This window comes from Catellatospora sp. IY07-71, assembly GCF_018326265.1.
Classification (GTDB): Bacteria; Actinomycetota; Actinomycetes; order Mycobacteriales; family Micromonosporaceae; genus Catellatospora.
The window spans coordinates 7,981,971-8,005,685 of sequence record NZ_AP023360.1 but is presented as its reverse complement, the minus strand read 5'-3'; the positions used below and the strand labels follow the sequence as shown (position 1 = coordinate 8,005,685).

20 protein-coding genes are annotated in these 23,715 nt (G+C 71.6%); 13 read left to right on the top strand and 7 right to left on the bottom strand.

Annotated elements, in window-relative coordinates; translation table 11 throughout:
- Positions 1 to 69 precede the first annotated feature (69 nt).
- Together CS0771_RS35860 and CS0771_RS35855 are read right to left on the bottom strand one after the other, a co-directional pair.
- Positions 70 to 276 (bottom strand): DUF397 domain-containing protein, encoded by a 207-nt coding sequence (locus CS0771_RS35860; protein ID WP_212845115.1) that lies wholly within the window; start codon positions 274 to 276, stop codon positions 70 to 72.
- A gap of 11 nt (positions 277 to 287) precedes the next feature.
- Positions 288 to 1,151: a helix-turn-helix transcriptional regulator gene (locus tag CS0771_RS35855; RefSeq protein WP_212845114.1), complete on the bottom strand. Its 864-nt coding sequence runs from the start codon at positions 1,149 to 1,151 to the stop codon at positions 288 to 290.
- A 161-nt stretch (positions 1,152 to 1,312) separates the two neighbouring features.
- On the opposite strand from CS0771_RS35855, the gene CS0771_RS35850 reads away from it, so the two are divergent.
- The 13 genes from CS0771_RS35850 to secG all read left to right on the top strand — a co-directional run bounded on the left by CS0771_RS35850 (position 1,313) and on the right by secG (position 17,550).
- On the top strand, positions 1,313 to 1,510 hold the full coding sequence (locus CS0771_RS35850) for a hypothetical protein (RefSeq protein ID WP_212845113.1): 198 nt from the start codon (positions 1,313 to 1,315) through the stop codon (positions 1,508 to 1,510).
- A gap of 184 nt (positions 1,511 to 1,694) precedes the next feature.
- Complete coding sequence (gene rsgA, locus CS0771_RS35845; protein WP_212845112.1) at positions 1,695 to 2,720, top strand: ribosome small subunit-dependent GTPase A; 1,026 nt, start codon at positions 1,695 to 1,697, stop codon at positions 2,718 to 2,720.
- Between the two features lie 347 nt (positions 2,721 to 3,067).
- Positions 3,068 to 5,974 carry an excinuclease ABC subunit UvrA gene (uvrA, locus tag CS0771_RS35840; protein ID WP_212845111.1) on the top strand — a complete coding sequence of 969 codons (2,907 nt, stop codon included), beginning with the start codon at positions 3,068 to 3,070 and terminating at the stop codon, positions 5,972 to 5,974.
- Between the two features lie 191 nt (positions 5,975 to 6,165).
- The gene (locus CS0771_RS35835) at positions 6,166 to 6,630 is read left to right on the top strand and encodes a Rieske (2Fe-2S) protein (protein WP_212845110.1); all 465 of its coding nucleotides are present in this window, start codon (positions 6,166 to 6,168) and stop codon (positions 6,628 to 6,630) included.
- Positions 6,631 to 6,660: 30 nt separating this feature from the next.
- The gene (gene uvrC / locus CS0771_RS35830; protein ID WP_212845109.1) at positions 6,661 to 8,724 is read left to right on the top strand and encodes an excinuclease ABC subunit UvrC; all 2,064 of its coding nucleotides are present in this window, start codon (positions 6,661 to 6,663) and stop codon (positions 8,722 to 8,724) included.
- Positions 8,725 to 8,871: 147 nt separating this feature from the next.
- Positions 8,872 to 9,783 (top strand): RNase adapter RapZ, encoded by a 912-nt coding sequence (gene rapZ / locus CS0771_RS35825; protein ID WP_371821604.1) that lies wholly within the window; start codon positions 8,872 to 8,874, stop codon positions 9,781 to 9,783.
- Positions 9,780 to 10,745: a uridine diphosphate-N-acetylglucosamine-binding protein YvcK gene (gene yvcK / locus CS0771_RS35820; RefSeq protein WP_212845108.1), complete on the top strand. Its 966-nt coding sequence runs from the start codon at positions 9,780 to 9,782 to the stop codon at positions 10,743 to 10,745. Before rapZ ends, yvcK begins: the two co-directional genes overlap by 4 nt.
- 68 nt (positions 10,746 to 10,813) lie before the next feature.
- Positions 10,814 to 11,794 (top strand): DNA-binding protein WhiA, encoded by a 981-nt coding sequence (gene whiA, locus CS0771_RS35815; RefSeq protein ID WP_203741294.1) that lies wholly within the window; start codon positions 10,814 to 10,816, stop codon positions 11,792 to 11,794.
- Positions 11,795 to 12,141: 347 nt separating this feature from the next.
- On the top strand, positions 12,142 to 13,146 hold the full coding sequence (gene gap / locus CS0771_RS35810) for a type I glyceraldehyde-3-phosphate dehydrogenase (RefSeq protein ID WP_212845107.1): 1,005 nt from the start codon (positions 12,142 to 12,144) through the stop codon (positions 13,144 to 13,146).
- Positions 13,146 to 14,342 carry a phosphoglycerate kinase gene (gene pgk / locus CS0771_RS35805; RefSeq protein ID WP_212845106.1) on the top strand — a complete coding sequence of 399 codons (1,197 nt, stop codon included), beginning with the start codon at positions 13,146 to 13,148 and terminating at the stop codon, positions 14,340 to 14,342. Before gap ends, pgk begins: the two co-directional genes overlap by 1 nt.
- Positions 14,342 to 15,121, top strand: a complete 780-nt coding sequence (gene tpiA, locus CS0771_RS35800) for a triose-phosphate isomerase (protein WP_212845105.1) — start codon at positions 14,342 to 14,344, stop codon at positions 15,119 to 15,121. Before pgk ends, tpiA begins: the two co-directional genes overlap by 1 nt.
- A 277-nt stretch (positions 15,122 to 15,398) precedes the next feature.
- Positions 15,399 to 17,207 carry an ABC transporter substrate-binding protein gene (locus CS0771_RS35795; RefSeq protein ID WP_212845104.1) on the top strand — a complete coding sequence of 603 codons (1,809 nt, stop codon included), beginning with the start codon at positions 15,399 to 15,401 and terminating at the stop codon, positions 17,205 to 17,207.
- Positions 17,208 to 17,283: 76 nt separating this feature from the next.
- On the top strand, positions 17,284 to 17,550 hold the full coding sequence (secG, locus tag CS0771_RS35790; protein WP_203741308.1) for a preprotein translocase subunit SecG: 267 nt from the start codon (positions 17,284 to 17,286) through the stop codon (positions 17,548 to 17,550).
- Between the two features lie 68 nt (positions 17,551 to 17,618).
- Here the strand turns inward: secG and pgl are convergent, their stop codons facing one another.
- Genes pgl through tal form a run of 5 tightly spaced genes read right to left on the bottom strand, consistent with a single transcriptional unit; the run spans position 17,619 to position 23,713 of the window.
- Positions 17,619 to 18,386: a 6-phosphogluconolactonase gene (gene pgl / locus CS0771_RS35785; protein ID WP_212845103.1), complete on the bottom strand. Its 768-nt coding sequence runs from the start codon at positions 18,384 to 18,386 to the stop codon at positions 17,619 to 17,621.
- The gene (locus tag CS0771_RS35780; protein WP_212845102.1) at positions 18,383 to 19,381 is read right to left on the bottom strand and encodes a glucose-6-phosphate dehydrogenase assembly protein OpcA; all 999 of its coding nucleotides are present in this window, start codon (positions 19,379 to 19,381) and stop codon (positions 18,383 to 18,385) included. Before CS0771_RS35780 ends, pgl begins: the two co-directional genes overlap by 4 nt.
- 34 nt (positions 19,382 to 19,415) lie before the next feature.
- Positions 19,416 to 20,951 (bottom strand): glucose-6-phosphate dehydrogenase, encoded by a 1,536-nt coding sequence (gene zwf / locus CS0771_RS35775; RefSeq protein ID WP_212846234.1) that lies wholly within the window; start codon positions 20,949 to 20,951, stop codon positions 19,416 to 19,418.
- Between the two features lie 12 nt (positions 20,952 to 20,963).
- The gene (locus tag CS0771_RS35770) at positions 20,964 to 22,589 is read right to left on the bottom strand and encodes a glucose-6-phosphate isomerase (protein ID WP_212846233.1); all 1,626 of its coding nucleotides are present in this window, start codon (positions 22,587 to 22,589) and stop codon (positions 20,964 to 20,966) included.
- An 8-nt stretch (positions 22,590 to 22,597) separates the two neighbouring features.
- The gene (gene tal, locus CS0771_RS35765) at positions 22,598 to 23,713 is read right to left on the bottom strand and encodes a transaldolase (RefSeq protein WP_212845101.1); all 1,116 of its coding nucleotides are present in this window, start codon (positions 23,711 to 23,713) and stop codon (positions 22,598 to 22,600) included.
- Positions 23,714 to 23,715: the final 2 nt, after the last annotated feature.

Below are 23,715 nucleotides of genomic sequence, written 5' to 3'. Positions count from 1 at the left end.
CGGAACACTGTCTCGGAGGATATCGACGTGTGTCTAGTGGGATGGCGGTGCGATCGGCGGCCGCGTCGTTCAGCGGTCGAACTCGCCGGCCTTCGCTCCAGCCACGAAGGACTGCCATTCGCCGAGGCTGAAGAGCAAGACCGGGCCGACCGGGTGCTTCGAGTCGCGCACTGCCACGGAGGCTTGGACGAGGGCAACCTCGACACAGTCCCCTTGAGCAGCCCCGCTGCGGGTGCTCTTACGCCAGCCGGCACCCGACAGGTCGACTTCGCGCATACGCCGTCTCCTCAAACATGTGTGGTGAGGTTCCGCGCGACAGCGAGTATCCGCTGATGGGACAGCTGTGGGCTGAGGGCCGCCGCGCAGAGATGGTCGAAAACTAGGCTATATCGCCTGATGTCGCGCACGTCGTCGAGGTACATGGTGCCGCTGAAACCTTCCAGGTAGACGGTGTCCGGGTCCCGATGGTCCGGAAAGCGCATCACCCGGAACGACCCCGTCATGGCCTCGTACTCGCCGTGTTCGAACGGCAGCACCTGAATCGTGACGTTCGGAAGTGTGCTTGCCTCGGCGAGGGCGAGTAACTGGTCCTTCATGGTCTCGCTTCCGCCGACGTGGCGGTGCAGAGCCGCCTCATCCAGAACGACCCAGAATTCGGGCGGGTTCGGCCGCCGGAAGATCTCCTGCCGCATCATTCGAATGCCTACCCGGCGTTCCGCCTCCTCCGGGTCGTCGGGCGAGGCGGTCGAGATCAGCGCGCGTGCGTACTGCTCGGTTTGCAGCAGGCCGGGTATGAGAAGCAGTTCGGTGCCGCGTATCGAGGCCGCCTCCGCCTCCAGTTGGATCAGTTTCAGGTACGGGTGTGAGAGCTCGCCGTACTTCAGCCACCAGCCGCCGCGCCGTTTCGACTCCCGGGCCAGTTCCAGCAGCTCCTCCCGCTGCCCGGCGTCGTCGAGGCCGTACAGGTCGAGCAGCACCAGCAGGTCACCACGGCGTACGCCGACCTCGCCGTTCTCGATCCGGCTGATCTTCGAGGGCGAGCAGTCGAGCGTTAGCCCGACCTGCTGGTGGGTCAGGCTGGCGTGTTCTCGCAGCTCCCGCAGGGCCACGCCGAGACGGCGGCGGCGTAGCGAGGTGCCTGACGTGGCCATGACCCTCCTCTACCGACAAACGCGTCGCCAAGTCTGCTGTTCGGGTAGCTGATCAGGCAAGGGGTCGCGCCGAACGGGCGAAATTCGCCGAGTCACTGTTTGCAAGTTGAATCTCGCACATGCAAGGTGGAAGGAGAGCCGGGTCCGTGCCGGGAGGCGACGTGCACACTGGACGCATCACCGACGCGCAGGCGATGGGATACCGCCGCATGCTGCGCGACCACCTGCCTGATCCCGCCACGCCGGAGGCCGGCTGCCGGCTGTGCCATCTGCCGGGCTGCGCCGACTACCGCTACGCCTTCCACTCGCTGGCGGTGGCCGGCCGCTCCACCGCCGTGGACGCCCCGCCCGGCGAGTAGGCCGGACCGGAAATGCCGTGGCCCGCGCCGGGGTGCGGCGCGTACCGTGACCGGTAGCAGCGGGGCGGTCCCGCGCGATGATCTTGCGAGGAGGTGGCGCCCATGTCTGTCGAGGTATCCAGCACGCCGTCCTCCCGGATGGCGTGACCCTTCCGCCACTCGCGTCCGCACGACAAGGAATGAGATGACCGTCTCCCTGTCGTCCCTCGGCTGGGACGACCACTTCGCTTCCGCATACCCCCTCTTCGACCGGCCCGACCACGCACCGGGCCGGGTGGTGCGCGCCGACCGGGGCGTCTGCACCGTGCTGACCGCCGCCGGCACCCACCGGGCGAGCCTCGGCGGCCCGGCCATGATCGCGGCCGCCGCCGACCCGGTGGCCCTGCCCTGCGCCGGCGACTGGGTGGCGCTGCGGCACTGGCCCGACCAGCGCACCACCATCGAGGCGGTGCTGCCGCGGCGCAGCGCGATCGTGCGCCGCACCGCCGACAAGGACGCCACCGGCCAGGTGCTGGCCGCCAACGTCGACACCGCCGCGGTGATCGCCTCACCCGACCCCATGCCCGAGCCCGGCACCATCGAGCGACTGCTCTCCCTGGCCTGGGAGTCCGGCGCGAAGCCGCTGCTGGTGATGACCAAGGCCGACCTGGTCGCCGACCCGGACGCGCTCGTCGCGGAACTGGCCGAGCTGGTGCCCGTGCCCGTGCTCGCGGTGAGCGCCGAGCGCGGCACCGGCCTGGACGCGCTGCGTGCGCGCTGCGCACCCGGCCGCACGCTGGGCCTGATCGGCGCCTCCGGCGCGGGCAAGTCGACACTGGTCAACGCCCTGGTCGGCACGACCGTGATGACGACGCAGGCCAAACGCCGGGTCGACGGCAAGGGCCGGCACACCACCACCCACCGCGCGCTGATCCCGGTGCCCGGCGGCGGCGCCGTCCTGGACACCCCCGGCATCCGCGGCGTCGGCCTCCTCGACGGCGAGACCGGCCTCGACCGCACCTTCGCCGACATCGTCGCCCTCATCGCCCAGTGCCGCTTCCCCGACTGCGCCCACCACACCGAACCCCGCTGCGCCGTCCGCGACGCCCTGGAATCCGGCGACCTCCCCTCCCGCCGCTGGGACAGCTGGCGCAAACTCCAGCGCGAGCTCGCCCACGAATCCCGCCGCGCCCGCACCCGCGCCACCCGCCCCACCCGCCGCCCCCGCTGACCCCGCCCACCCCCTCTGCCGCGGCGATCTTGCGCGAACTGTGGGTACGACACGCCCGAAACGGGCATATCCTCAACAGTTCGCGCAAGATCGACAGGGTGGGGCGGTGCGGTGGGGATCACGTTGCCGGGGCGAAACGCCGTGTTAGCACGTATGTTCGTGGCGCGAAGCAGGAATGTCGGGGGGCGGGGCTAGAGTTGCGCAGGCATGCGACTGCGCGTGGAGCAGGGGTGTTGTGCTGCCCTGCCGACGGCTGCTGAGCTGGGACGGAGCCTGGGCTGAGGCTCTGGGGCGCTGCCGCGTGGACGCCTGAGGAACATCGCTGAAACCGTGTGGGGAGAGCCGCTGTGAGCGACCGACTGATCATCCGTGGGGCGCGCGAGCACAACCTGCGCGACGTCAGCCTGGACCTGCCCCGGGACGCGATGATCGTGTTCACCGGGCTGAGCGGCTCGGGCAAGTCGAGCCTCGCCTTCGACACGATCTTCGCGGAGGGGCAGCGCAGGTACGTCGAGTCGCTGTCGTCGTACGCCCGGCAGTTCCTCGGGCAGATGGACAAGCCGGACGTCGACTTCATCGAGGGCCTGAGCCCGGCGGTGTCGATCGACCAGAAGTCGACCTCGCGCAACCCGCGCTCGACCGTGGGCACCATCACCGAGGTGTACGACTACCTGCGTCTCCTCTTCGCCCGGGTCGGCCAGCCGCACTGCCCGGTCTGCGGTCACCTGATCAGCCGGCAGAGCCCGCAGCAGATCGTGGACCGGGTGCTCGCGCTGGAGGAGGGCACCCGCTTCCAGGTGCTCGCCCCGGTGATCCGCGGCCGCAAGGGTGAGTACCTCGACCTCTTCTCCGACCTGCAGAGCAAGGGCTTCGCCCGGGCCCGGGTCGACGGGGTGGTGTATCCGCTCAACGAGGTGCCGAAGCTGGCCAAGCAGCAGAAGCACACCATCGAGGTGGTCGTCGACCGGCTCGCCGTGAAGGCGAGCAGCAAGCAGCGCCTCACCGACTCGGTGGAGACCGCGCTCGGCCTGGCCGGCGGCATCGTGATCATGGACTTCGTCGACCTGCCGGAGGACGACGAGCACCGCGAGCGCAAGTTCTCCGAGAACCTGGCCTGTCCGAACGAGCACCCGCTGGGCATCGAGGACCTGGAGCCGCGGGTCTTCTCCTTCAACTCGCCGTACGGCGCCTGCCCGGAGTGCACCGGCCTGGGCACGAAGAAGGAGGTCGACCCGGAGCTGGTCATCCCGGACCCGGAGAAGAGCCTGGGCCAGGGTGCCATCTCGCCCTGGGCCGGCGGCCAGACGATGGAGTACTTCGGCCGCCTGCTGGAGGCGCTGGGCGAGGAGAACGGCTTCGACCTGGACACGCCGTGGCGGGCGCTGACCGCGCGGGCCCAGAAGCTGATCCTGCACGGCGCGGAGAACCAGGTGCACGTGCGCTACCGGAACAAGTACGGCCGCGAGCGCTCCTACTACTCCGGCTTCGAGGGCGTGATCCCGTGGCTGGAGCGCCGGCACGCCGACACCGAGAGCGAGTGGTCCCGCGACAAGTACGAGGGCTACATGCGCGAGGTGCCGTGCTCGGTCTGCTCGGGCACCCGCCTCAAGCCCGAGGTGCTGGCCGTCACGCTGGACGGGCGCAACATCGCCGAGCTGTGCGCCCTGTCGGTGGGCGAGGCCGCGGTCGTGCTGGCCGGGCTGGAGCTGGACGACCGGCAGCGCTTCATCGCCGAGCGGGTGCTCAAGGAGATCAACGCCCGGCTGCGCTTCCTCGTCGACGTCGGCCTGGACTACCTGTCGCTGAACCGCCCGTCGGGCTCGCTGTCCGGCGGCGAGGCGCAGCGCATCCGGCTGGCCACCCAGATCGGCTCCGGCCTGGTCGGCGTGCTGTACGTGCTGGACGAGCCGTCGATCGGCCTGCACCAGCGGGACAACCACCGGCTCATCGAGACGCTGGTCCGGCTGCGCGACCTCGGCAACACCCTGATCGTCGTCGAGCACGACGAGGACACCATCCGCACCGCGGACTGGGTCGTGGACATCGGCCCCGGCGCGGGCGAGCACGGCGGCGCCATCGTGCACAGCGGGCCGTACGACAAGCTGCTGGTCAACGAGGAGTCGGTGACGGGGGCGTACCTGTCCGGCCGCAAGCAGATCGCGACCCCGGCGCAGCGGCGCCCGGCCACGCCCGGCCGGGAGCTGACCGTCGTCGGCGCGCGCGAGCACAACCTGCGCAACGTGTCGGTCGCGTTCCCGCTGGGGCAGTTCATCGCGGTCACCGGCGTGTCCGGCTCGGGCAAGTCGACGCTGGTCAACGACATCCTCTACACCGTGCTGGCGAACCAGATCAACGGGGCGCGCATGGTGCCGGGCCGGCACACCCGGGTCACCGGCCTGGAGCACGTGGACAAGGTCGTCGGCGTGGACCAGTCGCCGATCGGGCGTACGCCGCGGTCGAACCCGGCCACCTACACCGGCGTGTTCGACAACATCCGCAAGCTGTTCGCGGAGACCACGGAGGCGAAGGTGCGCGGCTACGGGCCGGGCCGGTTCTCCTTCAACGTCAAGGGCGGCCGCTGCGAGAACTGCGCGGGCGACGGCACCATCAAGATCGAGATGAACTTCCTGCCCGACGTGTACGTGCCGTGCGAGGTGTGCAAGGGCGCCCGGTACAACCGGGAGACCCTGGAGGTGCACTACAAGGGCAAGACCATCGCCGAGGTGCTGGAGATGCCGATCGAGGAGGGGGCCGCGTTCTTCGAGCCGATCCCGGCCATCCACCGGCACCTCAAGACCCTGGTCGACGTCGGCCTGGGCTACGTGCGGCTGGGCCAGAGCGCGCCGACCCTGTCCGGCGGCGAGGCGCAGCGGGTCAAGCTCGCCTCCGAGCTGCAGAAGCGCTCCACCGGCCGGACGGTGTACGTGCTCGACGAGCCGACCACCGGCCTGCACTTCGAGGACATCCGCAAGCTGCTGCTGGTGCTGCAGGGGCTGGTCGACAAGGGCAACACCGTGATCGTGATCGAGCACAACCTCGACGTGATCAAGTCGGCGGACCACCTGATCGACATGGGCCCCGAGGGCGGTCACAAGGGCGGCAGCGTGGTCGCGACCGGCACCCCGGAGCAGCTCGCCGCGGTCGCCGAGAGCCACACCGGCCAGTTCCTCAAGCCGATGCTCGCCGCGCATCCCGCGCCCGCCCCGGCCACCCCGCCCCGCGCCCGCAAGGCCCGCGCCAAGGCCGCGGTCTGACCTCCCCGCCCCGAAGATCGTCCGACTTGCCTGGCACATGGGCGAAAGAGCGCTCAAGATACGCCCAGGTGCCTGGCAAGACGGGCGATCTTCAGGGGCGATCGGGCGAGAAGTTAGTTGAACTCGCAGCTAAATTTCAGGGCGGGCCGCTAGGTTGATCGGGAACATCCCTCACCTAGGAGGCCCTCCCCATGAGTGACGTGACCCCCGGCGCCACCTCGCGCCGGGTCCTGCTGACCACCGCCGGTGCTGTGGGCGCCGGTGCCCTGCTCGCGGCCTGCGGCTCCGAGAGCCCGTCCGCGACGCCGTCGAACGCGGCCCCGGGTGCGGGCGCCTCGACCGGTGCGACGCCGGCCGGTGCGGGCGGCGGCGCGGTGCTGGCCAAGACCGCGGACATCCCGGTCGGCGGCGGCGTGATCTTCAAGGAGGCGGGCGTCGTCGTCACGCAGCCCGCCGCGGGCCAGTTCAAGGCGTTCAACAGCATCTGCACCCACATGCAGTGCCCGGTGAGCTCGGTGGAGAACGGCAAGATCAAGTGTCAGTGCCACTTCAGTGAGTTCGCGATCGCCGACGGCGCGGTGCTGAGCCCGCCCGCCCCGCGCCCGCTGGACGAGAAGAAGATCACGGTCGAGAACGGCGAGATCCGCCTGGCCTGATCGTCAGAGGGCCCCGATAGGCTGACCAACGTGGCTGATCCGTCCCAGTACCGGCCCGCGCCGGGCACGATTCCCGACGCGCCGGGTGTGTACCGGTTCCGTGACGAGCAGGGGCGGATCATCTACGTCGGCAAGGCCAAGAGCCTGCGCAGCCGGCTGAACTCCTACTTCGCCGACGTCTGGACGCTGCACCAGCGCACCCAGCAGATGGTGACCACCGCCGCGGGCGTCGACTGGGTCGTCGTCGGCACCGAGGTCGAGGCGCTCCAGCTGGAGTACTCCTGGATCAAGGAGTACGACCCCCGCTTCAACGTGAAGTACCGCGACGACAAGTCGTACCCGTACCTCGCGGTCACCCTCGACGAGGAGTATCCGCGGCTGCTGGTGATGCGGGGCGCCAAGCGCAAGGGCGTGCGCTACTTCGGGCCCTACTCGCACGCCTGGGCCATCCGGGAGACGCTCGACCTGCTGCTGCGCATCTTCCCGGCGCGCACCTGCTCGGCCGGGGTGTTCAAGCGGGCCGGGCAGATCGGCCGACCCTGCCTGCTCGGCGACATCGGCAAGTGCTCCGCGCCGTGCGTGGGCCGGGTCAGCGCGGCCGAGCACCGGGGCATCGTCGACGACTTCTGCGACTTCATGGCCGGGCGCACCGACCACATGCAGCGCCGCCTGGAGAAGCAGATGCACGAGGCGTCGGCGGCGCTGGAGTTCGAGCGGGCCGCCCGCCTGCGCGACGACCTGATCGCGCTGCGCCGCGCCATGGAGAAGCAGTCCATCGTGCTGTCCGACGGCACCGACGCCGACGTGGTCGCCTTCGCGGACGACCAGCTCGAGGCCGCGGTGCAGGTGTTCCACGTACGCGACGGGCGGGTGCGCGGCCAGCGGGGCTGGGTGGTCGACAAGACCGAGGAGCTGACCGTCGGCGACCTGGTGCACCACTTCTGCACCCAGATCTACGGCGGCGAGTCCGGCGAGTCCGACGTGCCCCGCGAGCTGCTCGTGCCGGAGCTGCCCGCCGACGCCGACGCGCTGGCCGACTGGCTGTCCCAGCACCGCGGCTCGCGGGTGGCGATCCGGGTGCCGCAGCGCGGCGACAAGAAGGCGCTGCTGGAGACCGTCGCGCGCAACGCCGGGCAGTCGCTGGCGCAGCACAAGCTGCGCCGGGCCGGTGACCTGTCCGCACGCAGCAGGGCGCTGGAGGAGATCGAGGACGCGCTCGGGCTGGGCAGCGCGCCGCTGCGCATCGAGTGTTTCGACATCTCCCAGATCCAAGGCACCGACGTGGTGTCCAGCATGGTCGTCTTCGAGGACGGCGTGCCCAAGAAGGCCGACTACCGGCGCTTCATCATCAAGGGCGCGACCGACGACGTCTCGGCGATCAGCGAGGTGATGCGGCGGCGCTTCGCGCGTTACCTGGCCGAGGGCCCGATCGACCCCGAGGCGGAGGCGGCCCCGACGGGGCGGGCGAAACGCTTCGCGTACCCGCCGCAGCTCGTCGTCGTCGACGGCGGCGCGCCGCAGGTCAACGCGGCCGCGGCGGTGCTCACCGAGCTGGGCGTGACCGACGTCGCGGTGTGCGGCCTGGCCAAGCGGCTGGAGGAGGTGTGGCTGCCGGACGACCCGATGCCGGTCATCCTCGCCCGCACCGCCGAGGGCCTCTACCTGCTGCAGCGGGTGCGCGACGAGGCGCACCGCTTCGCCATCCGCTTCCACCGCGAGCGCCGCTCCGCCCGGATGACCGCCTCGGACCTGGACACCGTGCCCGGCCTGGGGGAGATCCGCCGCAAGGCGCTGCTGCGCCACTTCGGCTCGCTCAAGCGGCTGTCCGCGGCGAGCGTCGAGGAGATCGCCGAGGTGCCCGGCATCGGCCCGCGCACCGCCCAGGCGGTCCTGGTCGCGCTCGGCGTGCTGCCGCCGCCAGAGCCCGCGCAGCCCGCGCACCCCGAGCCCGCGCAGCCCGAGCCCGCGCAGCCCGAGCCCGGGCTGGCCGAGCCCGTTGTCGGCGGCGCGCTTCCGGCTGCCGTACCCACTCAGCCGGGACTGCGCGACGACGCGGCCCCGGCGGCGGCGGAGGATCCCGGCACCCCTGGCTAGGATGGTTTCTCGTTGCCTGCATCCCGCGGCAACCTGCTCGCCCGCTCGCACGGCTTGGCTGGGCCGTCGGGACGGCGGGCCGCCGCCCGCACGGGGCGGTGACCATCGGCAGTGGGGGCACACGTGAGCGTGGATACGACGGCCCGGCTGGGCACGCCCGGCCAGGAGCGGGCCGCCGCGGACGAGACCGGCGAGCGGCCGGCCACGGACCTGGTCGTGGTGACCGGCGTCTCCGGCGGAGGCCGCAGCACGGTGGCCCGCGCGCTGGAGAACGTCGGCTACTACGTCGTGGACAACCTGCCGCAGGCGCTGCTGGTGCAGCTCGCCGAGCTGGCCGCGAAGGCGGGCGGGGCGGCCCGGCACACCGCGATGGTGCTGGACGTACGCAGCCGGGTGTTCTCCACGGACCTCGCCGGGGCCATCCGCGACCTGCGCGAGAAGGGCTTCTCGCCGCGTGTGGTGTTCGTCGACGCCGACGACGAGGTGCTGATCCGCCGGTTCGAGAGCGTGCGGCGTTCGCACCCGCTGCAGGGCGACGGGCGGCTGTCCGACGGCATCGCCGCCGAGCGCGCCCTGCTGGCCGAGGCGCGCGAGCAGGCCGACGTCCTGATCGACACCTCGCACCTGAACGTGAACCAGCTGCGCGCCCGGGTGGAGGAGCTGTTCGCCAGCCCGGAGGCGCTGCGGCTGCGGGTCACCGTGCTCAGCTTCGGCTTCAAGTACGGCCTGCCCCCGGACGCGGACTTCGTGCTGGACGCCCGGTTCCTGCCCAACCCGTACTGGGTGCCCGAGCTGCGCGAGCACACCGGCCGCGAGGAGGCGGTCAGCCGTTACGTCCTCGGCCAGCGCGGCGCTAACACCTTCGTGGAGACGTACGCCCGGCTGGTCACCGCGACCGCACCCGGATTCGAGCGCGAGGGCAAGCGCTACCTGACCGTCGCCGTCGGCTGCACCGGCGGCAAGCACCGCAGCGTCGCCATCTCCGAGGAGCTGGCCCGCCGCCTGCGTGAGCTGCGGGTGGTGGCGCACGCTCAGCACCGCGACCTGGGACGCGAATGAGCTTGGGCACCAAGCCGCAAGGGGGCGGCGACCGGATCCGGGTGGTGGCTTTCGGCGGGGGGCACGGGCTCAGCGCGAGCCTGCGCGCGCTGCGCGCCACGGGGCTGCCGCTGGACATCACCGCGGTGGTCACCGTGGCCGACGACGGCGGCTCCAGCGGCCGCATCCGGGCCGGCCGCGACGTACTCCCTCCGGGTGACCTGCGCCAGGCGCTGGCCGCGCTGGCCGGCCCCGACGAGGTGAGCGACCGCAGCGCGCGGCTGCTGCAGTACCGCTTCGGCGGCGCCGATGAGCTGGCCGGGCATCCGGTCGGCAACGTGGTGCTGTGCGGGCTGATGGAGCAGCTCGGCGACCCCGTCGCGGCGCTGGACCACGTCGCGGCGATGCTGCGCGCGGTGGGCCGGGTGCTGCCCATGTCCTGCCGCCCGCTGAGCATCGAGGCGGACATCGAGGTCGGCGGCCGGCTGGTGACCGTACGCGGCCAGCACCAGGTGGCCGTGGCGCAGGGCCGGGTCGTGCAGGTGCGGCTGGTGCCACCGGAGCCGGACGCCTGCCCGCAGGCGCTGACCGCGATCGCCGAGGCGGACTGGCTGGTGTTCGGGCCGGGCAGCTGGTACACCAGCGTCATCCCGCACCTGCTGGTGCCGCAGCTGGCGCACGCGATCACGTCCAGCGGGGCGCGCCGGCTGGTCACCCTCAACCTCGCCGCGGACCGGGAGACGATGGGGCTGTCCCTGCCGGACCACCTGGATGCGCTCGGGCGTTACCTCCCGGACCTCAAGGTCGATATTGTTCTGGTCGACAGGAATGCCGTGCCAGACCCCGAACCGGTCGCGAATGCGGCAGAATCACTCGGTGCCCGTATCGCGATCGCGCCGGTGGCCGTCGCCGACGGCACCGCGCGACACGATCCGGTCCGATTGGGCCGCGCACTGGTGCCACTCTTGGGCACCGCTCGTTAGCACGTACGACAATCGGCACGACACACCCAGGCATCACAGCCGCGACCGGCCCACGAGGTGACGACACGATGGCGATGACCGCTGCGGTCAAAGACGAGCTCAGTCGGGTCGACGTGCCCAAGCCGTGCTGCCGGCGGGCAGAGATGGCGGCGCTGCTGCGCTTCGCCGGCGGGCTGCACATCGTCTCCGGCCGGGTGGTGGTGGAGGCGGAGCTGGACACCGGTGCGGTGGCCCGGCGCCTGCGCACCACCATCGCCGACCTGTACGGCTACCCGAGCGAGGTGCACATCCTCGCCTCGGGCGGGCTGCGTAAGGGCAGCCACTACATCGTGCGCATCGTCAAGGACGGCGAGGCGCTGGCCCGGCAGACCGGCCTGCTGGACGTACGCGGCCGCCCCGTGCGCGGCCTGCCGCCGAACGTGGTCAACGCGAGCGTGTGCTGCGCGGTGGCCGCCTGGCGCGGGGCGTTCCTGGCGCACGGCTCGCTGACCGAGCCCGGCCGCTCCTGCGCGCTGGAGATCACCTGCCCCGGCCCCGAGTCGGCGCTGGCGCTGGTCGGCGCGGCCCGCCGCCTCGGCATCACCGCCAAGGCCCGCGAGGTGCGCGGCGTGGACCGGGTCGTGGTCAAGGACGGCGACGCCATCGCCGCCCTGCTCACCCGCATCGGCGCGCACGCCAGCGTGCTGGCCTGGGAGGAGCGCCGCGTCCGCCGCGAGGTCCGCGCCACCGCCAACCGCCTGGCCAACTTCGACGACGCCAACCTGCGCCGCTCGGCCCGCGCCGCGGTCGCCGCCGCGGCCCGCGTCACCCGCGCCCTGGAGATCCTCGCCGACGACGCCCCCGGCCACCTCACCAGCGCCGGCCGCCTGCGCCTCGAACACCGCCAGGCCTCCCTGGAAGAGCTGGGCGCCCTCGCCGACCCCCCGCTCACCAAGGACGCCATCGCCGGCCGCATAAGGCGCCTGCTCGCCCTCGCCGACAAGCGCGCCCGCGACCTCAACATCCCCGACACCGAAGCCGCCGTCACCGCCGAGATGCTGACGGTCTGACGGCCCGCCCCGGGCCTCGCCCAAGTGCGTCGATCTTGCGTGAACTGTGGGTATGACACGCGCATACCGCCTAAAAGGGCAACAGTTCGCGCAAGATCAACGTGATCTTGAAAGGCCGGGATCGTTGCGGTCTCGTGTGACAGGGGACACGGGGGTGAAACAAAGACCCCGGCGGGGATGTCCGTCACAGCTCAGCTAGGGTCGAAACCGTACGGCGACGCTGCCGGCGGCTCGGCCGCGATGCCGTTGCCAGGTGGGCTGGCGGCGTGACCGGGCGAGTGACCTATCGGCCGCCGCACTGGGCGTAAAAGCCGCCCGTCGGCGCACATGGCGAGGAGATGGGACCTGTGACCATCCGGGTTGGCATCAACGGCTTCGGCCGTATCGGGCGTAACTTCTACCGGGCGCTGCTGGCGTCCGGCGCGGACATCGAGCTGGTGGCCGTGAACGACCTGACCGACAACGCGACCCTGGCGCACCTGCTCAAGTACGACTCGATCCTGGGCCGCCTGCCCTACGAGGTGAAGGCGACCGAGACCGAGCTGACGGTCAACGGCAAGTCGTTCAAGGCGTTCGCCGAGCGGGACCCGGGCAAGCTGCCGTGGGGCGACCTGGGCGCCGACGTCGTGATCGAGTCGACGGGCCTGTTCACCGACGCCGCCAAGGCGAAGGTGCACGCCGACAACGGCGCGAAGAAGGTCATCATCTCGGCTCCGGCCAAGGGTGAGGACATCACCGTCGTGCTGGGCGTGAACGGCGACAAGTACGACGCCGCCAAGCACACCATCATCTCGAACGCCTCCTGCACCACGAACTGCCTCGCCCCCATGGCGAAGGTCCTCAACGACGCGATCGGGATCGAGAAGGGTCTGATGACCACGATCCACGCGTACACCCAGGACCAGAACCTGCAGGACGGCCCGCACAAGGACCTGCGTCGCGCCCGCGCCGCGGCCCTGAACATCGTGCCGACCTCGACCGGCGCCGCCAAGGCGATCGGCCTGGTGCTGCCGGAGCTCAAGGGCAAGCTGGACGGCTTCGCGCTGCGCGTGCCGATCCCGACCGGCTCGGCCACCGACCTGACCTTCACCGCCGCTCGCGAGACGTCGGTCGAGGAGGTCAACGCCGCGATCAAGGCCGCGGCCGAGGGCCCGCTCAAGGGCATCCTGGTCTACACCGAGGACGAGATCGTGTCCGCGGACATCGTGACCGACCCGGCCTCCTGCATCTTCGACGCCGGCCTGACCAAGGTCATCGGCAACCAGGTGAAGGTCGTCGGCTGGTACGACAACGAGTGGGGCTACTCGAACCGCCTGGTGGACCTCACCAAGCTCGTGGGCGCCTCGCTGTAATGCGCAACCTCGACGAATTGCTCGCCGAGGGCGTCTCGGGTCGGCGCGTGCTGGTGCGCGCCGACCTGAACGTGCCCTTCGTCAAGGAGAGCCCCGGGACGATCGCCGATGACGGCCGGATCCGGGCGGTGCTGCCGACCATCACGGCGCTGCGCGACGCGGGCGCCGCGGTGATCGTCATGTCGCACCTGGGCCGCCCGAAGGGTGAGCCCGACCCGAAGTTCACCCTGGCCCCGGTGGCCACCCGCTTCGCCGAGCTGCTCGGCTCGCCGGTGGCGTTCGCCGAGGACACCGTCGGCCCGTCGGCGCAGGCCGCCGTGGCGGCGCTGGCCCCGGGCGGCGTCGTGCTGCTGGAGAACCTGCGCTTCAACGCCGGGGAGACCAGCAAGGACGAGGCCGCGCGCGGCGCGTTCGCCGACCAGCTGGCCGCGTTCGCCGACGTGTACGTCGACGACGCGTTCGGCGCGGTGCACCGCAAGCACGCCAGCGTCTACGACGTGCCGGCCCGGCTGCCGCACTACGCGGGCGGCCTGGTGCGGCGCGAGGTCGAGGTGCTCAAGCGCCTCACCGAGGACGCGGCGACGCCGTACGCGGTGGTGCTGGGCGGCTCGAAGGTGTCCGACAAGCTCGCCGTGATCGAGGCGCTGCTGGGCCGGGCCGACAAGCTGCTCATCGGCGGCGGCATGTGCTTCACCTTCCTCAAGGCCCAGGGCCACGAGGTGGGCGCCTCGCTGCTGCAGGAGGAGATGCTGGACACCTGCCGCGACCTGCTGGCGCGCGCGGGCGACCGGATCGTGCTGCCGGTCGACGTCGTGGTGGCGGACAAGTTCGCCGCCGACGCCGCGACCGACACGGTCGCCGCGACCGCGATCCCGGCCGGCTGGCTCGGCCTGGACATCGGCCCGGAGTCGGTGGCGCTGTTCGCCGACGCGCTGTCCGGCGCGAAGACGGTCTTCTGGAACGGCCCGATGGGCGTGTTCGAGCTGGCCCCGTTCGCGGGCGGCACCCGGGGCGTGGCCGAGGCCATCACCAAGGTGGACGGCTTCACCGTGGTCGGCGGCGGCGACTCCGCCGCGGCGGTGCGCGCGCTCGGCATCGACGAGGCCGCGTTCGGCCACATCTCCACGGGCGGCGGCGCCTCCCTGGAGTACCTCGAGGGCAAGAAGCTGCCCGGTCTCGAAGCTCTGGAGAAGTGATGGCAGAGGTCAAGCGCCGGCCCCTGATGGCCGGCAACTGGAAGATGAACCTCAACCACCTCGAGGCCATCAAGCTCGTGCAGAAGCTGGCGTTCAGCCTGACCGAGAAGCAGCTCGAGGACGTCGAGGTGGCCGTGCTGCCGCCGTTCACCGACATCCGCAGCGTGCAGACCCTGGTGGACGGCGACAAGCTGCTCATCAAGTACGGCGCGCAGGACCTGTCGGCGTACGCGTCCGGCGCGTACACAGGGGAGATCTCCGGCACGATGCTGGCGAAGCTGGGCTGCTCGTTCGTGACGGTCGGCCACTCCGAGCGCCGGCAGTACCACGCCGAGTCCGACGAGCTGGTCAACGCCAAGGTGAAGGCGGCGCTGGCCAACGAGATCACGCCGATCCTGTGCGTGGGCGAGGGCCTGGACGTGCGCGAGGCGGGCAACCACGTCGAGTACACCCTGGCCCAGCTCGACGGCGGCCTGGCCAAGCTGAGCCCGGCCGAGGTCGAGAAGGTCGTCGTGGCGTACGAGCCGGTCTGGGCGATCGGCACCGGCAAGACCGCCACGCCCGAGGACGCCCAGGAGGTCATCGGCGCGATCCGTGCGCAGCTGGCCAAGACCCAGGGCGAGTCCACCGCGCAGGTGGTCCGGGTCCTCTACGGCGGCTCGGTGAAGGCCGGCAACATCGCCGAGATCATGGCGCAGCCCGACGTGGACGGCGCGCTGGTCGGCGGCGCGAGCCTGGACGGCGACGAGTTCGCCAAGATCTGCCGCCTGGGCGTCTGAGCAGGTGCAAGTCGCGGCGCGAGCCGCTCGCGGAGCCCCGTCCCGCTGCTGCCGCAGCCGGGCGGGGCTTCGCCGTATCACGGGACGGACACGGAAAGTGATCTCGTGGCTGCCCGGAGTCTCGCTTTGTTGCGATCTGACTCCCGGCTGCCGCAGGGGCCGCCCGAGTGCCTAGAGTGTGCGCGTGACCGGGCGACTTTGATGTTGCACGGCATACCCCCAGACCACCCCTAGAGATCCTTGGCGGGCCACCCCCACGCCCGCTGGGAGGACGACGATGCCGAACCTCTCTCCCGAAACTGGCTCGTCGCGGAGCGCCGCCACCCACCTGGCGCCCCAGGCGACTCCGCAACCCCGGCGCCTGCGCCGCCTGACCGCGGCCGCCGTGGCGCTCGTGGCGCTGGGCGCCGCCTCCGCCTGCGACTCGGCGGCCGACGCGAACGACACCGTCGCCTCGGGCGGCACGCTGCGCGTGGTGCTGCCCTCGCTGCCGGAGCACCTGGACCCGCAGCGCATCGCCGCGGCGATGGACGCCAACATCAGCCGGCTGCTGTCGCGCACCCTGACCACGTACAAGGCGGAGCCGGGCGCGGCCAGCAGCGAGCTGGTGCCCGACCTGGCCACCGACCTCGGCCGCCCCAGCGAGAACAACACGGTCTGGGAGTTCAAGCTGCGCGAGGGCATGAAGTGGGAGGACGGCGCGCAGGTCAACTGCCAGCAGCTCAAGTACGGCGTCGAGCGCAACTTCGCGGCGACGTTCGACTCGGGCCTGCCCTACGCCGAGCTGATGCTGAAGGACAACGCGAGCCCGTACGAGGGCCCGTTCGGCGGCAAGGAGCTGGAGTCCGTCTCCTGCGAGGACGCGTACACCGTCCGGTTCCGGCTGAAGCAGCCGGCGGGCGACTTCAACTACACGGTGGCGCTGCCCATCTTCTCGCCGGTCAAGCCGGGCGCCGACGCCGACAAGGAGGCGTACGACCTGCGCCCGCTGTCCAACGGGCCCTACCGGGTCGAGGCGCGCACGGCGAAGGACAGCGTCTTCACCCTGGTCCGCAACGAGCACTGGTCGCCGAGCCTGGACTCGGTGCGCAAGGGCCACCCGGACAAGATCGTGTTCCAGGTCGACGAGAACGACCCGGCGGTGACCAACGCGCTGATCCAGGACCAGGGCGCCGACCGCAACACGATCATGCTGCAGAACAACGTCGCGCCGAACTTCCTGCAGCAGGTGATCAACGACCCGAAGCTGTCGCAGCGGGCGGCCACCGGCCCCACCGGCTCGGTGCGCTACTTCGCCATCAACACCCAGCTGGTCAAGAACCTCGACTGCCGCAAGGCGCTGGTGTACGCGTTCAACAAGCGCAAGTACCGGCAGGCGATGGGCGGCTCGATCATCGGTGACCTGGCCACCGCGATGCTCCCGCCGGGCCTGGCCGCGCACGCCAAGTTCGACCACTACGACACCCTGGTCGACAGCGACGGCAACGAGGACAAGGCGCTCCAGCACATCGAGAAGGCCAAGGCCGCGGGCGTGACCTGCCCCGACACCATCTCGGTGGCGCTGCCGGACAACGACACGATCGCCCGCTACGTGAAGACCATGGTCGACGCGTACGTGCGCATCGGCGTGAAGGTGAATCTCAAGCGCTACCCCGCGGACAAGTACTGGGGCACCATCGCCGACATCGGCCACGGCAACCACCTGGTGTACGCCGGCTGGCTGCCGGACTGGGCGAACGGCTCGGCGGTCATCCCGCCGCTGTTCGACGGCCAGCTGGTGAAGCCGACCGGCGAGCAGAGCGGCTCGAACTACTCGTTCCTGCAGAACGCCGACATCGACAAGGCGATCGCCGAGGCGATGGGGGAGACCAACGCGGAGCGGCAGTACAAGCTGTGGGGCGAGCTGGACAGCAAGCTCTCCGAGCTGGCCGTGACGATCCCCGTGCTCTACCCGAACTCGATCCGGATGTACGGTTCGAACGTGGCCGGGGCGTTCATCCACTCGCAGTTCGGCGCGCCGGATCTGGCCGCGCTGGGCCTGAAGGATCCCTCGATTCCGGTGGATGTGACCTCCTCGGGCTCCTAGCCGCCCGCCTCGCCCGCTATTGTTGACCGACACCCGCGGCCGCGCGAGCGGCCACCGAACCTAAGGACACCTGCTCATGCCGATCGGCTTCGCCTACACGTTGATCGTGTTGCTGATCATCACCAGCGCCCTGCTGACGCTGCTGGTCCTGCTGCACCGGGGCAAGGGCGGCGGCCTGTCCAGCATGTTCGGCGGCGGCGTCTCCTCGAGCCTGGCGGGCTCGTCGGTGGCGGAGAAGAACCTCGACCGCTACACCGTGCTGGTGGGTATCGTCTGGTTCGCCTGCATTGTCGGACTCGGTCTCTGGCTGAAGCTGGAGATGGCCGCCGGCAACGTCGGCTGACAGCACGCACGAAAAGGGCGGCTGACCTGATGGGTCAGCCGCCCTTTCGCCTTTGCTCTGTCGTCGGCTCAGCGCAGTGCCCGGGAGCTCAGCGGGACCTGGGCTGCCGCAGCCCGGTCGAGCAGCCAGACGGTACGCGAGACGCCGTGCACCCCGGCCGCGGGCAGCTGCACCGGCCCCGCCCCGGTCAGCGCCATGCCCACCGCGCCCGCCTTGTCCGGTCCGGCCGCGATCAGCCACACCTCGTCGGCCGTGTTGATCGCCGGCAGGGTCAGCGTGGTGCGCACCGGCGGCGGCTTCGGGCTGCCCCGCACCGCGCTGACCGGCCGCGTCTCGTAGGCCACCGGGTGCTCCGGGAAGACCGACGCCACGTGCCCGTCCTCGCCCACGCCCAGCAGCAGCACGTCGAAGTGCGGCAGCTCGCCCGAGCCGGGCGCGGAGCGGGCGAGTTCCGCGGCGTAGCGCGCGGCCGCCAGTTCCGGGTCTGCGCCGTCCGGCCCGTCGGCGGGTGGCATCGGGTGCACCCGGGCGGGATCGAGCGGCAGCGCGTCCAGCAGAGCCTCGCGCGCCTGGGTGTCGTTGCGGTCCGGGTCGCCCGCGGGCAGGAAGCGCTCGTCGCCCCACCAGAGGTCGACCCGGGACCAGTCGACCGCGTCCCGGGCCGGGTTGGCCAACACCGCCCGGTATACGGCGGCCGCGACCCGGCCCCCGGTCAGCACGATGTCGGCCGAGCCCCGCTCGGCCTGCGCGTCCAGCACCCGCACGATCAGGCGCGCGGCCACCGCCTCAGCGAGCAGCCGCGCGTCCGCGTGCACCATCACACTCTGCTCCGTCACGCGGGCACCGTCTCCCACGCCGGGTCCTGCCAGATGTGGGTACGCACGCCCGCGCGCTCGGCGAGTTCGGCCGAGCCGGTGGCGGCGGCCAGCGCCGCGGCGTAGGGCTGGTCGGCGTCGAGCCGCTGCAGCTCCTCGGCGAGGACCTCGCCCAGGCGCCGCTCGACCAGCGGTAGCACCTGATCCCGGACGCCGCTCTTGCGCAGCAGCGCCATGCCGTCGCCGGTGCTGTGCAGGCTGAGGCTGCCGCCGTCGGCCAGCGTGAAGTCGACGCCGGACAGGCTGCCGTGCGCCGCGTCGGCCGTCTCCACCGTGATCTGAGTCCGCGCGATGATCCAGCCGCGCAGCAGGGCGCCCAGCGGGTCGCCGGGGGAGGCGTGCACCCGAGCCGAGACGGCGGGCGCCGGCTCGGTGTCGAAGGCGCCGGCGATGAGCGAGCGCCAGCCGGTCAGCCGGGTCCAGGACAGGTCGGTGTCGCCGGGGGCGTAGTCCACCGCCCGCTGCCGCAGCGCCGCGGCGGGGTCGGGGCACTGGGCGATGTCGGTGACCCGCCGCTCGGCGACCACGCCCAGCGGGTCGTACGCGATGTGCTCCGGCGGGCAGCCGTGCCACCAGGTGACCACGGGCACGTCCGGGGCCAGCAGCGGCATGACCACCGACTCGCTGTGCAGCGCGAGCCGGCCGTGCATCCGCATGATCACGGCCTCGCACGGGCCGAGCCGGCCGCCGACCACGATCTCGGCGTCGAGCCGGTCCTTGGCGACGGCGGTCGCGGTGTCGACCCCGGCCACCGGGCCGCGGCTGACCACGAGCAGGCGGCAGGGGTGCGACGCGGCGGCGATGGTGGCGGCGTCCTCGACCTGCCGGACGCGGCCCTCGTCCACGATGACGACCAGGTTCAGCGCGAGACCGCTGGCGACGCCGCCCGCGTTGCGCCGCTCCGAGGCGAGCTTGCGCACCACCTCGTTACCGGTGGTGTCCCACAGGGCTAGCATCCGCTCCTACTTCCGCTGACGTACGTCGATGGGTTCATGCCCGCCGCCAGGAGCGTCCCTCGCGGGCCAGCATCTCGTCGGCCTCGCGCGGTCCCCACTCGCCGGCCCGGTAGGTGGCCGGCTTGGTGCCCTGCCAGGCGTCCTCCAGCGGGTCGATGATGCGCCAGCCCTCCTCGACCTCGGCCGCGTCCGGGAACAGCGTCCGGTCGCCGAGCAGCACGTCGAGGATGAGCCGCTCGTACGCCTCGGGGCTGGACTCGGTGAAGGCCTCGCCGTAGGCGAAGTCCATGGTGATGTCGCGCAGCTCCATCTGGGTGCCGGGCACCTTCGAGCCGAACTTGAGCATCACGCCCTCGTCCGGCTGCACCCGGATCACCAGCTGGTTGTTGCCGAGCAGCTCCACGTCCTCCGGGTAGAACGGCAGGTGCGGCGCCTTCTTGAAGAGCACCGCGACCTCGGTCACCCGGCGCGGCAGGCGCTTGCCCGCGCGGATGTAGAACGGCACGCCCGCCCAGCGGCGGTTCTGGATGGTCAGCCGCACCGCCGCGTACGTCTCGGTGGTCGAGTCCGCCGGGACGTCGGCCTCCTCCAGGTAGCCCTTGGCGCGCGCGCCGGCCACCCAGCCCTTGAGGTACTGCCCGCGGACGGTCTCGGTCGCCACGTCCTTCGGCGGCACGGTGGCCCGCAGCACCTTGAGCTTCTCGGCGCGGATCTCGCTCGCGTCGAAGGTGGTCGGCTCCTCCATGGCGACCAGCGCGAGCAGCTGCATCAGGTGGTTCTGCAGCACGTCGCGGGCCGCGCCGGTGGCGTCGTAGAAGCCGGCCCGGGTGCCGATGCCGACGTCCTCGGCCATGGTGATCTGCACCGAGTCGACGTACTTGGAGTTCCAGAGCGGCTCGAACAGCGAGTTGGCGAAGCGCAGCGCCAGGATGTTCTGGACCGTCTCCTTGCCCAGGTAGTGGTCGATCCGGAAGACGTCCTCGGCGGTGAACACGTCGTCGACGAGGTCGTTGAGCGACTTGGCCGAGGCCAGGTCCTCGCCGAACGGCTTCTCCACGACGACCCGGCGCCAGCCGCCGCACTTGTCGTTGTCCGCCATGCCGGTGCGTTCCAGCTGCTTGAGCACGGTCGGGAAGGCCGCCGGGGGGATGGACAGGTAGAACGCGGCGTTGCCCTGGATGCCGTGGCTGTCGCGCAGCTCGTTCAGGCAGGCCGAGAGCCGGTCGAAGGCGGCGTCGTCGTCGAACGCGCCGCCCACGAACCGGATGTTGCCGGCCAGCCGGGTCCAGACCTCCTCGCGCCACGGGGTGCGCGCGTGCTCCATGGCCGCGGTGCGGGCCATGCTCTCGAAGTCGCCGTCGCCCCAGTCGCGCCGGGCGAACCCGGCGATGACGAAGCCGGGCGGCAGCAGACCCCGGTTGGCCAGGTCGTACACGGCCGGGATGAGCTTCTTGCGGGCGAGGTCACCGGTGACCCCGAAGATGACCACCGCGCAGGGCTCGGGGATGCGCGGCAGGCGGCGGTCCTGGGGGTCCCGCAGCGGATTGCGCCGCTGCGGGACGGACGGCACGGTCACGTGACGTCACCCTTCCTTGTGGGGGGCCAGGCGGGCGGCCGCGTCGAGCAGCTGGGCGATGCCCTTGGCGCGGTCGGTGAGGTGCAGGTGCAGCAGCGGGCGGTCGCGCCCCGCCAGCGCCTGCCGGTCCCCGCCGGCCTGCGCCGCCTGCAGTTGCCCGAACGTGTACGGCCTGCCCGGCACCGGCAGATCCTCGGCAACCTCGCCGGTGATCTGCAGGAACGCGCCGGACTGCGGGCCGCCCTTGTGGTACTGGCCGGTCGAGTGCAGGAAGCGCGGGCCCCAGCCGAAGGTGACCGGGCGGCCGCTCGCGGCGGCCAGCAGCTCGCGCAGCCTGGCGGTGTCGGCGTCGGCGAACCGGTCCAGGTACGCCATGATCGCGACGTAGCCGTGCCCGCCCGCGGCGTCCAGCAGGGCGCGCAGGGCCTCCTCGACGGAGCCCCCGGCGCCGTACCCGACGATGTCGCCCTCGGTGAACGACGGCGCCGCCGCGGGCAGCCCCTCTTCGAGGATCTTGGCGGTGTTCTGCTTCGACTCGGTGACGTTGGGCTGGTCGAACGGGTTGATGCCGAGCACCCGCCCGGCCACCGCGGTGGCGACCTCCCAGCACAGGAACTGCGCGCCCAGCGCCCCGTTGACCGAGACGTGCGGGACCACGCCGCTGCCAGGGATCTCGCCGACGCCCAGCGCCCCGCCGACCGTGGCGGTCAGCACGTCCTCGCCGGTCGCGCCGGCGCTGGTCGGGGTCTCCACGACGACCGGCAGGACGCCCTTGCCCTCCTTGCCGGTGGACTCGGCGATGAGCTGCTCGGCCCAGTCGCCCAGGCCGGTGATGCCGCTGCCGTCGTCCACCAGCGCGAGCTTGTCGCGGCCGTTGCGGGCCGCCGCGCCCATCGCCGCGCCGAGCAGGAACGCCGGGTTGTCGAGGTCCTCGGTCAGCGTGCTCGCGAACCACTCGGCCTGGTCCAGCAGCTCGGCCACGTCGACCCCGGCCAGCGCCGTGGGCACCAGGCCGAACGCGGTCAGCGCGGAGTAGCGCCCGCCCACGTCGGCGTCGGCCAGGATCACCGAGGCGCCCATCTCGCGGGCGGTCGCCTCCAGCGGCGAGCCCGGGTCGGTGACCACGACGAACCGGCGGCCCGCCTCGGCCGGGCTCAGGCCCGCGTCGAGGAACGCCTGCCAGTACGCCCGGCGGTGGCTGTCGGTCTCGACGGTGCCGCCCGACTTGCTGGACACCACCACCACGGTGCGGTCCAGCCGGTCGCGCAGCGCCGCGGCCACCTGGCCCGGGTCGGTGGTGTCCAGCACGGTGAGCTGCTTGCCCACCGTGAGGGAGATCACCTCCGGGGCCAGCGAGGAGCCGCCCATGCCGGCCAGCACCACGTGGTCCAGCTCGCCCAGCTCGTCGCGCAGCGCGGCGAGCTGCGGCAGCAGCGCCCGGCTGCGCTCGAACGTGTCCACCCAGCCCAGCCGGATCGACGCCTCGGGCTCGGCGGCCGGACCCCACAGCATGGCGTCCTTGGCCGCGAGCTTGGCGGGCACGCCGTCGGTCAGCAGCTCGGCCAGCACCGGCTCCGCCTCGGCCGCGATCTCGCGGGAGACCCTGACGGTCAGCCCGCCCCCAACAGACATCTCCTGCGTCACGCCTGCTCCAGTTTCGCCTGTACGCCCTCGAGGAGCTCTTTCCAGCTGGCGTCGAACTTGGCCACGCCGTCGCGCTCCAGGAACTCGACGACGTCGTCGTAGTCGACGCCGACCTCGCGCAGCGCGTCGAGGGTCATCTCGGCCGACTGCAGGTTGCCGGTGACGGTGTCGCCGGGCACCTTGCCGTGGTCGGCGAAGGCCTGCATGGTCTTCTCCGGCATGGTGTTGACCGTGTTCGGCGCGATCAGCTGCTCGACGTAGAGCGTGTCGGGGTAGGCCGCGTTCTTGGTGCCGGTGGAGGCCCACAGCGGCCGCTGCGGGCGCGCCCCGGCCGCCTTGAGCGCCGCCCAGCGCTGGCCGCCCACGACCTCCAGGTGCGCGCCGTACGCCAGGCGGGCGTTGGCCACCGCGGCCTGCCCGCGCAGCGCCAGCGCGTCCGGAGTGCCGATCTTCTCCAGCCGCTTGTCGATCTCGGTGTCGAAGCGCGACACGAAGAACGACGCCACCGACTCGATCTTCGACAGGTCATGCCCGTTGGCCTTGGCCTGCTCCAGGCCCTCCAGCCAGGCGTCCATCACCGCGCGGTAGCGCTCCAGCGAGAAGATCAGCGTCACGTTGACGCTGATGCCGGCGGCCAGCGCCGCGGTGATCGCGGGCAGGCCGGCCAGGGTCGCCGGGATCTTGATGAACAGGTTGGGCCGGTCGACCAGCCACCACAGCTGCTTGGCCTCGGCGATGGTCGGCTCGGTCTGGTCGGCCAGCCGCGGGTCGACCTCGATCGAGACCCGGCCGTCCACGCCGTCGGTGGCGTCGTAGACCGGCCGCATCACGTCACACGCCCACCGGATGTCGTACGTGGTGAGCATGCGCACCGCCTCGTCGACCGAGACGCCGCGCACCTTCAGCTCGTGCAGCTGCGCGTCGTAGTCGTCGCTGCCGGCCAGCGCCCCGGCGAAGATGGTCGGGTTGCTGGTGACGCCGACCACGTGCGACTCGTCACGCAGCTTGGTCAGCGCGGTGTGGGAGCCGCCCTCGGTCAGCCGCTCCCGGGAGATGTCGTCGAGCCATACCGCGACGCCCGCGGCGGACAGCTCGCCCAGTGGTTCCGTCATGT